Genomic DNA, 12656 nt, shown 5'->3' on the forward strand with positions numbered 1-12656 from the left:
AACTGCTTCTATTTTTTCCTCTATGTTAAATTTAGACATATAAAAACTGCACCTCCAATTGTTAGTTGTGTGTCTAACAATTGGGGTGCAGTTCAACCTTAAGTAAAAAGGCTTGTGGCTTTTATAACAATTGAAAAACGACATCTTTTAATCATCATCATCGTCATCTACTTTAATGAAATCTTCATGACGGAAAAAAGCTGAAGGTTCATGAGCAGAAAAACCTATATCTGTAACAACTGCACTTACTTCCACTTCTTCAGCTTTAATGTTTATATCACCGCTAACGGTTACTCTGTAAATATCACCGGGATTTACGTTAACTACTGCCTGACGACATGATTCTCTAATCAAAACGACATCTTCCTCGCAGATTTTCACTTGTGCGGTATGGCCTTCCACCAGTAAAGAAACTGATGAAAGACCTTCTTTACCTATTTACAGATACAGTGGTTAAACTTACATATTTTGCTACTTATGGTACGGTTCACCGTATTGTATCTAAATGAGGTTTTTAAGTATAGTGATTTGATTTTTAAGTCAAATATGACCCTAATCTCAAGGTTTAGGGTCATATTTTTATTAATTAAAAATGTATTTTCTGAATATATATAATTCCCGATAAGGAGGATTAAATGATTTTAACTCTTCTTCAAACCTTAACATGTCTATCGGCTATTCCGCCTGCTATTGATGACAGAGAACAACAGATTGATTTTGTAGAGTTTTCTAATCCCTCACCATGACCCAATAATGTGGCCCGTCTTTTGAAACTTGCTTTTTATCTATTATCCGAAAATCATGTTTTTTATAAAAAGCGAGATTTTTTTCTGTAAATGTTTCAAGATAACATGGCAAATTTTCTTTTTCGGCTAAAGAGATCCCAGGTATAATCAAAGCACTTCCCAATCCTTTTCCTTGATGTATTGTATCAACTCCAAGAGCCATCAGGTACCAGTGACACTTCGGCATGACTTGCTTACGTGTTTTTTCCAATTCACTATTCAACATCATGGATTTCCGAAAACTCCTCCATCCGAAAATAAAAGGCATCTTTAGCATCCCGGCTTTTATAAGGCCAGAAAAGGCCATTTTCTTTTCCGAACTTATCCAAATAGCGGCACCATCTTGGGTTTCAGTTGTATAAACCTTACCAAACTGCAACCCAATTTGGAGAACAAACGAATAAAAAAATTTTAATAGACCAAACCTATTTTCGTCATTTGGGAATATGTAAGTAAAATTCGGTTGGTGCTGAAACGCCCTGCTCATAACCTTCGCCAAGTGATCCGAATCTAAATCAGTGAGTTTTATAATTTTTGATTCCCGATTCATATTTCCCCTCCTCTTTTAAACAACTTTGATCTTGTTTTGCTTAAGTAAGATGGATTCCCTAATTCTATAGTTTTATGTGATTACTTCCTATTTCGAGATTTGGAATGATAATCCTTTTTTCTCTGAAAATAATAATTTTTTATGTCTAAAACCTTGAGCCCAGTCTTATGAAATTAATTCATGTAATTTCTATTTATAATTTCCCATACCGCCAATATGGAAGAAAAGGCCTCCCAACAGTTTAGCAAACTGATGAAAGACCTTCTCTATTAACTAGCTTATTTATCCTGGTATGTCAAAATATAAATAACGAGGACAAATCCGAGGACAAGAAAAGCATATTATCATTTTAAACGTTGATATAACAAGGTTTTAAAACCCTGATTACATCATACCGCCCATTCCACCCATGTCAGGCATTGCAGGTGCACCTTTTTCTTCAGGAATGTCAGCCACAACTGCTTCAGTTGTCAAGAACATCGCAGATACAGAAGCCGCGTTTTGAAGAGCAGAACGAGTTACCTTAGTTGGGTCAACAATACCAGCGTCAATCATGTTTACCCATTCGCCAGTTGCTGCGTTGAAGCCAATGCCGATTTCTTCTTTCTTCAAGCGTTCAACGACAACAGATCCTTCTAGGCCAGCGTTGTGAGCGATTTGACGAACTGGTTCTTCAAGGGCACGAAGCACGATGTTGATACCCGTTTGTACGTCGCCTTCAGCTTGGATAGAAGCTACTTTGTTATAAACGTTGACTAGGGCAGTACCACCACCAGCAACGATACCTTCTTCAACAGCAGCGCGAGTTGAGTTCAATGCATCTTCAATGCGAAGTTTGCGTTCTTTTAGCTCAGTTTCAGTAGCAGCACCAACTTTGATGACAGCTACGCCACCTGCTAATTTAGCAAGACGCTCTTGAAGTTTTTCTTTATCGAATTCAGAAGTAGTTTCTTCTAATTGAACACGGATTTGGTTCACGCGGCTAGAGATAGCTGCTGCGTCTCCAGCACCTTCAACGATTGTTGTGTTTTCTTTCGTTACCACAACTTTAGCTGCGCGTCCTAGTGAAGAAATGGTTGCAGATTTTAGGTCACGGCCTAAATCTTCTGTAATCACTTCACCGCCAGTTAAAACAGCAATGTCTTCAAGCATCGCTTTACGACGGTCACCGAATCCTGGAGCTTTAACCGCAACAGCATTGAATGTTCCGCGAAGCTTGTTAACTACTAATGTTGCAAGAGCTTCCCCTTCAACATCTTCAGCAACTAGTAATAGAGGTTTACCTTGTTGCACAACTTGTTCTAGAACTGGCAAGATTTCTTGAATGCTAGAAATTTTCTTGTCTGTAATTAAGATATAAGGATTTTCAAGAACAGCTTCCATTTTGTCTGAATCAGTTACCATGTATGGAGAAGCATATCCGCGGTCGAATTGCATACCTTCTACTACATCTAATTCAGTTGTAAATCCTTTAGATTCTTCGATTGTGATAACGCCATCGTTGCCAACGCGTTCCATTGCTTCTGCGATTAATTGACCTACTTCTTCGTCATCAGCAGAGATCGCTGCAACTTGTGCGATGGAAGCTTTGCCTTCGATTGGTTTAGAAATAGTTTTTAATTCTTCAATAGCTGCAGCAACTGCTTTTTCAATCCCTTTACGGATTCCCATTGGGTTCGCACCAGCTGTAACGTTTTTAAGCCCTTCACGGATCATAGCTTGAGCTAGAACAGTAGCAGTAGTTGTTCCGTCACCGGCTACATCATTTGTTTTGCTTGCTACTTCAGCAACAAGCTTTGCTCCCATGTTTTCGAATGCATCTTCTAATTCAATTTCTTTCGCAATCGTTACACCATCATTTGTAATAAGCGGAGAACCGTATTTTTTCTCAAGAACAACGTTACGTCCTTTTGGTCCTAATGTTACTTTTACCGCATTTGCTAAAGTATCTACACCGCGAAGCATCGCACGGCGTGCATCTTCGCTAAATTTAATTTCCTTAGCCATGAAAAGTCGACCTCCTTAAATTGTTTAAAGTTCTATCAATTGGACAGCCTATTCAACGACTGCTAAAATATCAGATTCGCGTAAAATTAAATATTCTTTACCTTGGTATTTCACTTCTGTACCAGCATATTTGGAGAAAATGATGCGATCGCCTTCGGAAACTTCTAGCGTAACACGCTCACCATTATCTAGAACACGGCCAGTTCCTACAGCTACAACCTTCCCTTCTTGAGGCTTTTCCTTTGCAGTATCTGGTAAAACGATACCGCTGGATGTTTTTTCTTCAGACTCGACAAGCTCAATTACTACGCGATCACCAAGTGGTTTTAACAAGTGAAACAACCTCCTTATATTTTGTATGTAGTTTTTATTAGCACTCTGTTAGCTTGAGTGCTAACATCCATTTATTATATTAATGAATCCTCGTTCTGATTGCAAGTACCTGAGATTAAATTTTTTTATATTTTTCAGCCCATTTTTTTATGATTTTGAATTCGTTACATAATATAAGAATAGCTATCCATTGAAAGCTATCCTCTTTTACTTGTAAAATGGAATAGATTAGGGTTGTATACACCTAAGAGTATACGTATGCCGAGAGACACAGATGTATACAAACTTTTTTAGTTGTAAAAAGGAGTCGAAGGTTTGAAAAAAGAATATTGGTTAGTCATTGTTACCTTTGTTGCCATGCAGCTCTCCGGTTTAGTTGGGGTTCCGGTTGTAAGTACTTTTTTAAATGCAAGCGGACAGGATCCAGTCACAGCTCAGCAGGATGCAGCTGCTTATTGGACGCTGCTTAGCTTTATTATAGGATTACTGATTGTTTTATGGATTTTACGAAAGGAAATGAAGCCTGTTCGTTCAAAAGCCGGCTTAAAAACCGGGGAAGCTATAACCTGGGGCTTTATTGGTTTCTTTCTTGCCCTCTTAGCCCAATTTATCGGGATTCAAATTGAGAATTTGCTAGGCATTGAAGCAAGGTCAGAGAATACCGAGTTCATAATTCGATTTATCGAAGCATACCCTTTCATTATTATAGCTAGTTCAATAGCAGGACCTATTTTGGAAGAGATTGTGTTTCGAAAAGTGATTTTTGGAAATCTCTATCAAAGAACGAATTTTTGGATAGCCGGAATCGCAAGTTCCCTAATTTTCGCGTTATTCCATTTTGATTTTCAGCACATTATTCTTTATACTTTTTCAGGACTGGCATTTGCGTATCTATATGTAAAAACAGAACGGATATGGGTTCCAATCATGGCCCATGTATTATTTAATACCTTTGTAGTGGTTATACAATTTATGGCTCGGAACCAGTTGGCTGCTACTCAGTGGATTTTTGGGGGATAAAACATGAGATCACCTTTATTTACAGGGATTCTTTACCTGGCACTGGGAATCATTTTTACAATTTTTGCGATTCAAAGTGTTCGTGATTCTGGTTGGGGATTTTTCACCTATCTTTTAATTTTACTGGCAACAATGGACTTTGGATCGGGCCTGCGTTTTGTTATGATCCACTACCAATTAAAAAAGAAGAGATAAAGCAAAAACACGTGCATCATTAAAAGCACGTGTTTTTTAAGTTTATTCATTATGCGGCTGATTTAGAGCTTCTGTCTCTGCTTTAAGTACTTTTCGATAAGAGATGGCAGAAATCCAAATGCTTATTTCGTATAAAATCAAAAGCGGAACAGTTACCATCATATGGCTCAAAAGCTCTGGCGGTGTGATAAAGGCTGCAATCACGAGTAAAACAAAATACGCATATTTGCGAATACCGCGTAATAGCATTGGAGTCACAAGCCCCAGCCTAGTCAGGAACATAACCACTACTGGCAATTGAAACAAGATCCCAAATGGCAGCGTTATTTGAAATAGAAACTGAAAGTATTCATTAATACCAATTGTTTGCTCGATGTTTAAATTGTTAGCAACATTCGTCATAAATTGAACAACGAACGGAAACAAAATAAAATATGAAAACGATACCCCAAGTAAAAATAAAAAGACGGACATCGGAATATAGCTTAGTGTCACCTTTCTCTCTTTTTCATATAATCCCGGACTGATAAAAGCCCAAAGCTGATATAAAGCAAAAGGCGAGGTAATCACTGCGCCAATGATAAAGGTAACCTGTAAGTATATTTTTACAGGATCTGTGAGATTAAAAGCATTCATGGTTAAATGTTTAGCTTCATCTGCATGCTGTAAAAATTTTATCAGTGGTTCTGATAAGAAAAAACCGCCTACAACCGCAAATAAGAAGAAAACGACCACATAAATTAGCCGTTTTCTAAGTTCAGTTATATGTTCGTAAACGGTCATATCCTTTTGTTCCATAAATACGACACCCTTTAATTTTTGCCTTCTTTTTTATCTTCGTCGTCATCAGCTAGGCCTTTCGTTGCGTTCTTAAACTCTCTAAGGGTGTTGCCTGCTGCTTTTCCAAGCTCAGGCAGCTTTTTCGGACCAAAAATTAAGAGAGCAACAAATGCAATGACGAGGAGACTACCCCATCCAATACCCATGGTGTGCCTCACCTCCTATTAACATCATACTAGATTTTCCCGCGCCGTCAAAGCTAGGCAGCAGGTAAATTATGAATTCTTCTTGTCATTATTCCTCTTCTGGATAGTTCTTTAAAAAATAAACGAGGGATTGAAGCTCTACAGCTAAATCAATATGGTGAACTCTGATGGCAGGAGGAACATTGAGCCGTGCCGGTGTAAAATTTAATATCCCCTTAATATTCGTTTCCATAAGCTCGTCCGTAATGGTTTGAGCGACCTGAACAGGAACAGTCAGGATCACGGCTATGATCCCTTCAGCTCTTATTTTTTGCTGCATCTCATTCATATCGAAAATTTGAACTCCGCCTATAGTAGTCCCGATTTTCTTTGGGTCTACATCAAACGCCATCGCTATCTTGGTATTATTATTTTTTAAAAAATTATATTGCAGGAAAGCTGTTCCTAAATTGCCGACTCCAATTAGGGCTACATTTGTAACCTCATCCTGATCTAAGGTTTTTCGAAAAAATGCCAGCAAGCTTTGTACATTATACCCATATCCCTTTTTTCCTAACGCTCCAAAATAAGAAAAATCTCTTCTTATTGTCGCGGAATCAACCTTTACCGCTTCGCTTAATTCTGCTGAAGATACTCTTTTTTTGCCAGAAGCAGACAGGTTTTGAAGAAATCGATAGTATAAGGGCAAACGTTTCGCAGTAGCTCTTGGAATTTTATTTTGATCTTGATTCATACAATTTAACCCCCGAATTCCTTCTCGCATGTCTTATCATACACCATTTTTCTTCTCCTGTCTGTAAGCCCTTTCTGAAATTGTCTTAAATTTTCATGTGTGATATGTAAATCCTGCCATAGCTTAAATCATTGTCCGAACTTTTTTATTCATGTACACTATGAATAGTATTTACGAGGTGAATAATATGATTCTATTACAAGCTTCACAGCTAACTAAATCCTTCGGAGCTGAAGCGATTTTATCCAATATAAAATTAGAAGTAAAAACTAAAGACCGAGTTGCCCTCGTTGGGAGAAATGGTGCGGGTAAATCAACTCTCTTAAAAATTATTGCAGGAGAGCTCTCCTATGACAGTGGCGAGATTATCAAACCTAAGTCGGTTTCAATCGGCTACCTTTCTCAGGATACAGGGCTCGAATCTTCTAAATCCATTTGGGATGAACTTGAAAGTGTCTTTCAGCATTTAAAAGCGATGGAAAAAAAGCTAAGAAAAATGGAAATCGACATGTCGGATCCGGAATTGCTCGAAAATCCAGTCAAATATGAAAAGCACCTGCAAGAATATGACCAGCTGCAGGTAAGCTTTAAAGAACAAGGCGGCTTTCAATACGAGGCGGATATCCGTTCAATTTTACATGGCCTTCAATTCCACGATAAAGATTATCAGTCACCCATTCAGCTTTTAAGCGGCGGACAGAAAACGAGATTAGCACTGGGGAAGCTTTTATTAACACGTCCAGATGTCCTTATTTTGGACGAGCCTACGAACCATTTAGATATTGAAACGCTTACCTGGCTCGAAAGGTACCTGCAAACGTATGAAGGTGCGGTTCTTGTTGTTTCGCATGACCGCTATTTTTTAGATAAAATTGCTACACAAGTCTACGAACTTTCCAGAACGAAAATCATCCCGTTTGCGGGGAATTATAGTAACTACCTCCGTCTAAAAGCTGATATGTACGAAAAAGAGTTAAAGGCTTACGAAAAACAGCAAGAAGAAATTAGCAAATTAAAGGATTTTATTCAAAAAAATCTGGCTCGTGCTTCGACGACAAAACGGGCACAGAGCAGACGAAAAGCATTAGAAAAAATGGAGCTGCTTGACCGCCCGCAAGGAGACGAAAAATCTGCTCATTTTTCATTCGACATTGATAGACAAAGCGGAAACGATGTCTTAAAAGTTGAGCATGCTGCAATCGGTTATGGACAAAAGCCTATTTGTACAGACATTACTTTTCAAATGAAACGAAAAGACAGTATTGCTCTTATAGGTCCAAACGGTATCGGGAAATCAACTCTTCTCAAAACATTAATTAAACAGATTCCATTATTGGATGGTGAATTTCAATTTGGAGCTAATGTGACAATTGGCTATTACGATCAAGAACAGGCTAACCTGCGCTCCAATAAAAGAGTTTTAGATGAACTGTGGGATAACTACCCTGGTTTGCCTGAAAAAGAAATTAGAACGGTATTAGGAAACTTCCTATTTTCGGGTGACGATGTCTTAAAGCCTGTTTCCGCCTTAAGCGGAGGCGAAAAAGCGAGACTTGCCCTGGCGAAACTTATGATGGAGAAATCAAACGTACTAATTCTGGACGAACCGACAAACCACCTAGATTTGGACAGTAAAGAAATTCTGGAAAATGCCCTTATTGACTATCCTGGTACGATTTTATTCGTTTCCCACGACCGTTATTTTATCAACCGTATTGCGACAAAAGTAGTTGAGCTTACGGGTGATGGAACAAAAGAATATTTGGGTGACTATGATTATTATTTGACCAAAAAGGAAGAACTTGAAGAGGTCAAAAAACTAGAGGCTCAAGCTGAAATTGCGGCACAACTAAATACTTTAAACACGACTGTACGTAAACTCTCTTACGAAGAAGAAAAAGAACAAAAACGGCTCGAGCGTCAAAAAAAGCGGCAAGTTGAAGAATTAGAAATGAAGATTGAACGACTCGAACTGGAAATAGAATCAATCCAAGAGGAACTCTACAAGCCTGAAAATATCGAGGACCACCAAAAACTGCTTGAGCTTCAAACTAAACAAGAAAAACTCCATGCAGAACTGGACCAAACAGTAGAAGAATGGACTTTATTAGCTGAAGAAATTGAAACGGCCCCTAAAAGTTAGGGGTCGTTTTGATTTGGTGGTGAAGGAGCCTGATACAGTTCTGGGAGAATGTGAACTGTGAGTGCGGTATTTGCCCTTTCAATGCCGTTTTCTTCTCAAAAGTTCAGTTTTCTTACCATAAATCAGGTGTTTATAACCTTGATTTTAGAAAAACTTTTAGATTTGTTTATCCACAGAGTTGTCCCGTTTATTCAGCAGATGCATTCCGCTTTCAACAGATTTTATCCACATTTTCCACAGATATGTATCAACATATCCACATAACTAACAGAAAAACGCTTGTTCGCTCATGGTTATCCACAAGCACTGTAAAAACGATCATACTTAACTTTATCTTATCCACATATTTAAAAGCCATATTCCAAAAATCAAAAAAAAACACACAGACTTCCTCATCGAAATTTATGTGTTTTCCTCATACTTATTAATTCATTATTTCAATTGGTAAACCCGGCTCGCCATTCATGGCCATTGTCCCAAACTTACCCTTCCTGTAAGAAATCGCACCTGCAGCTGCAATCATTGCCGCATTATCCGTACAAAGAGATAATGGCGGAATAATCACTTCTACGTCTGAATGTTGAAATGCTTTTTCTAACTCGATTCTTAAACCTTTGTTGGCAGCTACACCACCTGCTACTAAAAGCTGTTTTACACCAAATTGTTCTACAGCTCTTTTTGTCTTTGTAACTAGTACATCGATAACGCTTTGTTGAAAACTGGCTGCTATATTTTCCTTAATAATTTCTTCATTTTTCTGCTTAGCATTGTGGATGGTGTTAATAACTGCTGATTTTAATCCGCTAAAACTAAATTCATAGGAATCTTCATCTAACATCGCACGCGGAAGCGAATAGGACGGCTTTCCTTCATGAGCAAGCCTGTCGATATGCGGTCCCCCCGGATACGGTAATTCCAACATTCGAGCTACCTTATCGTAAGCTTCGCCAGCCGCATCGTCTCTTGTTTCCCCAATTACTTCAAAATGCCCATGCTCCTTCATTAAAATCAGTTCCGTGTGACCACCAGAAACCACTAAAGAAAGCAATGGGAACTTCATTTCGTGAATTAATCGATTGGCATATATATGACCCGCAATATGGTGAACGCCGATCACTGGCTTACCATGGGCAAAGGCCAAAGCTTTGGCTGCATTGACTCCGACTAGCAGAGCTCCTACAAGTCCCGGACCTTCAGTAACCGCAACTGCATCAATATCATCCATGGTCAGCTTTGCTTTTTTCAAAGCCTCTTCAATGACCAATGTGATTTGTTCCACATGATGCCTAGAGGCAATTTCAGGTACCACACCGCCAAACCTTTTATGACTTTCAATTTGAGACGCTACCACATTTGATAACAGTTCCGTTTCATTTTTTACTATTGCAGCCGCTGTTTCATCACAAGATGTTTCAATTGCTAAGATTATTGATTCGGTTCGCTCCATTATATATTCACCCACATAATTAGACCATCTTCATTATTATCTGTGTAATAGCCCTTTCGAATACCACCTGGCTGAAAACCAAGGGATCGATATAAATTTTGAGCAACGATGTTCGAAACTCTCACTTCTAAAGTCACTACTTTCGCGTTATAGCTTTGCGCTAATTGCATCGTTTTGATCAATAATTGCTTTCCAAACCCATGACCCCGATATTCGGGAAGCACGGCAATGTTCGTAACATGCGCTTCATCCATCACAATCCATACACCGCTATAACCCACGACTTTGCCATTGATTTCGACGACCCAATACCGCGCATAGGGATTACTGGTTAATTCACGAACAAATGCGTCCCGTTTCCACGGCAGGGTAAAGGATTGATGTTCAATATCCATAATATCATCTAAATCACCTAAGGTCATAAACCGAAAAAGTGCACTTGATACAGCCTCATTATTATTATTCATCATTTTTCCTCGCCTCTCGCCACTTTGCTTCTGCTTCAGCTAATCTTAAATAATGCGGAACAAATGCATGCAGGGCATCTCCTGTCACACCCTTTTGATCAAGTCCAATTTTAGCTAATAAACTAGGCCTAGGGTTTTGATGGGTAAAAGGAGCAAAATTTGCTTTCTCTCCCAATTCTTCAACAATTCTCTCCTGATGAAGCTCTACATCATTCCCAACAAAAAGGACACATTCGTTCCGTTTTTTTAACTCATTCAATAAATCAGGCAGCAATAGAAGCTGATCCCCTAAAATCAGGTTCAGACGTCCATCTTCATAACGATAAATACCTGTAAAGACTTGACTGCGTCTTGCATCAAATAGCGGGCAGATGATCCCTGGGAAAAATAAGTGATCTGCTGCCAGAATTTCTAAGCTGGATACCCCAACTAGAGGTATTTTTAAAGTCCACGCTAATGTCTTAGCAATTGTAACACCAATTCGAACCCCCGTATAAGACCCAGGTCCATGAGCAACTACGATCTTATCTAGATCCATCGGCGACAAATCACAGTCTTCTAACAATCTTTGAATCGCAGGCATCACCCGAATCGAATGATTTTTTTTCATATTGGTAATATATTCGCCTATCACTTTTTTGTCATTAATAATGGCAATACCTAGTGCATAATTAGATGTATCAATGGCTAGCACGTTCATGATGAAGCTCCTCACATAATTCGTAATATCTCTGGCCGGTTGGAATAAATACAAGTTTCCTTCCTCCCGATCCTTCGTACTGAATATGAATGGTTAACCGTTCAGGCGGCAAGTACTCTTCTACTAGATGAGCCCATTCTACGACGGTTACGCCCTCTCCATAAAAATATTCATCAAAGCCCAAATCCTCATCGGAATCCTCAAGCCGATAAACATCCATATGATAAAGCGGTACTCTGCCGTGGTATTCCTTAACAATCGTAAAGGTTGGGCTGTTCACAACCCTTTCGATATCTAATCCCTTTGCAATTCCTTTAGTGAAGGTTGTTTTCCCTGCTCCCAAATCCCCTTCAAGGGCAATAACATCTTTAGGCCTTAACAGCCTGCCCAATAATTCACCTAAAGCGATCAGTTCTTTTTCATTTTCACAATGATAACTTTGTTCCATACAACGACTCCTAAATATGTAAAAATAGAATCTATTTCTATCCGTAGTTTACACAATATTCCCTATATCCGCAAAAAACCAAGGGTGTGTGGGAATTAGAGGTGAAGTAAAATAGACGAAGTGCGAATTTTTGTTTTGAAAATTATTATTTTAAACAAATAAATGCGGCAAAAAAAGTGTTAAAGAAGGTGTTTTTAAAAAAATCTCTTCTTTTCCAAGTTATTTATGTTTAACAAAAACATCATTGCAAGTTTACCCTGGATTTCCCCTGCTATAAACTAAAACCCATAAAAAAAACGAAACCAACTAGGGTTTCGTTAAATATTTTAATAGAATGGCGGTCCGGACGGGACTCGAACCCGCGACCTCCTGCGTGACAGGCAGGCATTCTAACCAACTGAACTACCGGACCACTTAAGAAATTTCAAAATTTAATTTAGATATGTATTGGTTGCGGGGGCAGGATTTGAACCTGCGACCTTCGGGTTATGAGCCCGACGAGCTACCGGACTGCTCCACCCCGCGGTAATAAGAATATATTTAATTTTCACATGCTCTAAGTGTTGCATGTGACTGTCCCGATCTCAGGAAGCCTATTCAAGTAGTGGCTCGATCGGTACAACTCGCAGTTGGTTCACGATGCTATGCTCGTTGCTCCACCCCGCGGTAATAAAAATACTTCGTTCTCTCAAAACTAGATAACGACTAAAGAATGAATCTGTAAGGACCGAATCACCATAAATTTTTGGTTAAGTCCTCGATCGATTAGTATCTGTCAGCTCCACACGTCACCGTGCTTCCACCTCAGACCTATCTACCTTGTCATCTTCAAGGGATCTTAC

At 38.9% G+C, this 12656-nt stretch carries 14 protein-coding genes, 2 tRNA genes and 1 rRNA gene; 3 read left to right on the top strand and 14 right to left on the bottom strand.

From position 1 onward, the window contains the following. Positions 1–147: 147 nt before the first annotated feature. From CRO56_RS22180 to groES, 4 genes are all read right to left on the bottom strand, one after another. Positions 148–381 (bottom strand): hypothetical protein, encoded by a 234-nt coding sequence (locus CRO56_RS22180; RefSeq protein ID WP_142305238.1) that lies wholly within the window; start codon positions 379–381, stop codon positions 148–150. A 348-nt stretch (positions 382–729) separates the two neighbouring features. Next, complete coding sequence (locus CRO56_RS22185) at positions 730–1335, bottom strand: GNAT family N-acetyltransferase (protein ID WP_097160810.1); 606 nt, start codon at positions 1333–1335, stop codon at positions 730–732. Between the two features lie 384 nt (positions 1336–1719). After that, the gene (gene groL / locus CRO56_RS22190) at positions 1720–3342 is read right to left on the bottom strand and encodes a chaperonin GroEL (RefSeq protein ID WP_097160811.1); all 1623 of its coding nucleotides are present in this window, start codon (positions 3340–3342) and stop codon (positions 1720–1722) included. 48 nt (positions 3343–3390) lie between these two features. After that, positions 3391–3675: a co-chaperone GroES gene (gene groES, locus CRO56_RS22195; RefSeq protein WP_097160812.1), complete on the bottom strand. Its 285-nt coding sequence runs from the start codon at positions 3673–3675 to the stop codon at positions 3391–3393. A gap of 315 nt (positions 3676–3990) precedes the next feature. Here groES and CRO56_RS22200 point away from each other — a divergent pair, with 315 nt between their 5' ends. Beyond that, the gene (locus tag CRO56_RS22200) at positions 3991–4695 is read left to right on the top strand and encodes a CPBP family intramembrane glutamic endopeptidase (RefSeq protein ID WP_097160813.1); all 705 of its coding nucleotides are present in this window, start codon (positions 3991–3993) and stop codon (positions 4693–4695) included. Between the two features lie 3 nt (positions 4696–4698). After that, positions 4699–4890 (top strand): YdiK family protein, encoded by a 192-nt coding sequence (locus CRO56_RS22205; protein WP_097160814.1) that lies wholly within the window; start codon positions 4699–4701, stop codon positions 4888–4890. Positions 4891–4932: 42 nt separating this feature from the next. Here the strand turns inward: CRO56_RS22205 and tatC are convergent, their stop codons facing one another. The 3 genes from tatC to CRO56_RS22220 form a co-directional block, all read right to left on the bottom strand. Then, on the bottom strand, positions 4933–5688 hold the full coding sequence (gene tatC / locus CRO56_RS22210) for a twin-arginine translocase subunit TatC (RefSeq protein ID WP_097160815.1): 756 nt from the start codon (positions 5686–5688) through the stop codon (positions 4933–4935). 14 nt (positions 5689–5702) lie between these two features. Beyond that, entirely contained in the window at positions 5703–5876 is a 174-nt protein-coding gene (locus CRO56_RS22215) for a twin-arginine translocase TatA/TatE family subunit (protein ID WP_097160816.1), read from the bottom strand. A gap of 88 nt (positions 5877–5964) precedes the next feature. Next, positions 5965–6609: a redox-sensing transcriptional repressor Rex gene (locus CRO56_RS22220; protein ID WP_097160817.1), complete on the bottom strand. Its 645-nt coding sequence runs from the start codon at positions 6607–6609 to the stop codon at positions 5965–5967. A gap of 187 nt (positions 6610–6796) precedes the next feature. Between CRO56_RS22220 and CRO56_RS22225 the strand changes: the two genes are divergently transcribed. Then, the gene (locus CRO56_RS22225; RefSeq protein ID WP_097160818.1) at positions 6797–8752 is read left to right on the top strand and encodes an ABC-F family ATP-binding cassette domain-containing protein; all 1956 of its coding nucleotides are present in this window, start codon (positions 6797–6799) and stop codon (positions 8750–8752) included. 424 nt (positions 8753–9176) lie between these two features. Here CRO56_RS22225 and tsaD read toward each other — a convergent pair whose 3' ends face one another. From tsaD to CRO56_RS22260, 7 genes are all read right to left on the bottom strand, one after another. After that, positions 9177–10199: a tRNA (adenosine(37)-N6)-threonylcarbamoyltransferase complex transferase subunit TsaD gene (gene tsaD / locus CRO56_RS22230; protein WP_097160819.1), complete on the bottom strand. Its 1023-nt coding sequence runs from the start codon at positions 10197–10199 to the stop codon at positions 9177–9179. Beyond that, positions 10199–10669: a ribosomal protein S18-alanine N-acetyltransferase gene (rimI, locus tag CRO56_RS22235; protein ID WP_245856078.1), complete on the bottom strand. Its 471-nt coding sequence runs from the start codon at positions 10667–10669 to the stop codon at positions 10199–10201. Before rimI ends, tsaD begins: the two co-directional genes overlap by 1 nt. Beyond that, entirely contained in the window at positions 10659–11366 is a 708-nt protein-coding gene (gene tsaB, locus CRO56_RS22240) for a tRNA (adenosine(37)-N6)-threonylcarbamoyltransferase complex dimerization subunit type 1 TsaB (RefSeq protein WP_097160820.1), read from the bottom strand. Before tsaB ends, rimI begins: the two co-directional genes overlap by 11 nt. Then, complete coding sequence (gene tsaE / locus CRO56_RS22245) at positions 11347–11814, bottom strand: tRNA (adenosine(37)-N6)-threonylcarbamoyltransferase complex ATPase subunit type 1 TsaE (protein WP_097160821.1); 468 nt, start codon at positions 11812–11814, stop codon at positions 11347–11349. The genes tsaB and tsaE overlap by 20 nt, the downstream gene beginning before the upstream one ends. Before the next feature lie 335 nt (positions 11815–12149). Then, positions 12150–12226: transfer RNA gene (locus CRO56_RS22250), tRNA-Asp, on the bottom strand. Positions 12227–12262: 36 nt separating this feature from the next. After that, positions 12263–12339: transfer RNA gene (locus CRO56_RS22255), tRNA-Met, on the bottom strand. A gap of 220 nt (positions 12340–12559) precedes the next feature. Further along, a 23S ribosomal RNA gene (locus tag CRO56_RS22260) occupies positions 12560–12656 on the bottom strand; the annotation flags it as partial.

Source organism: Bacillus oleivorans, assembly GCF_900207585.1.
GTDB classification, from domain to species: Bacteria; Bacillota; Bacilli; order Bacillales; family JC228; genus Bacillus_BF; species Bacillus_BF oleivorans.

Excerpts from the sequence above, each read along its gene's own strand:
- CRO56_RS22185 (WP_097160810.1), bottom strand. The coding sequence starts at position 1,335 with ATGAATCGGGAATCAAAAATTATAAAACTCACTGATTTAGATTCGGAT.
- tsaD (WP_097160819.1), bottom strand. The coding sequence starts at position 10,199 with ATGGAGCGAACCGAATCAATAATCTTAGCAATTGAAACATCTTGTGAT.
- CRO56_RS22205 (WP_097160814.1), top strand. The coding sequence starts at position 4,699 with ATGAGATCACCTTTATTTACAGGGATTCTTTACCTGGCACTGGGAATC.
- rimI (WP_245856078.1), bottom strand. The coding sequence starts at position 10,669 with ATGATGAATAATAATAATGAGGCTGTATCAAGTGCACTTTTTCGGTTT.
- tatC (WP_097160815.1), bottom strand. The coding sequence starts at position 5,688 with ATGGAACAAAAGGATATGACCGTTTACGAACATATAACTGAACTTAGA.
- tsaE (WP_097160821.1), bottom strand. The coding sequence starts at position 11,814 with ATGGAACAAAGTTATCATTGTGAAAATGAAAAAGAACTGATCGCTTTA.
- CRO56_RS22220 (WP_097160817.1), bottom strand. The coding sequence starts at position 6,609 with ATGAATCAAGATCAAAATAAAATTCCAAGAGCTACTGCGAAACGTTTG.
- groL (WP_097160811.1), bottom strand. The coding sequence starts at position 3,342 with ATGGCTAAGGAAATTAAATTTAGCGAAGATGCACGCCGTGCGATGCTT.
- CRO56_RS22215 (WP_097160816.1), bottom strand. The coding sequence starts at position 5,876 with ATGGGTATTGGATGGGGTAGTCTCCTCGTCATTGCATTTGTTGCTCTC.
- tsaB (WP_097160820.1), bottom strand. The coding sequence starts at position 11,366 with ATGAACGTGCTAGCCATTGATACATCTAATTATGCACTAGGTATTGCC.
- CRO56_RS22225 (WP_097160818.1), top strand. The coding sequence starts at position 6,797 with ATGATTCTATTACAAGCTTCACAGCTAACTAAATCCTTCGGAGCTGAA.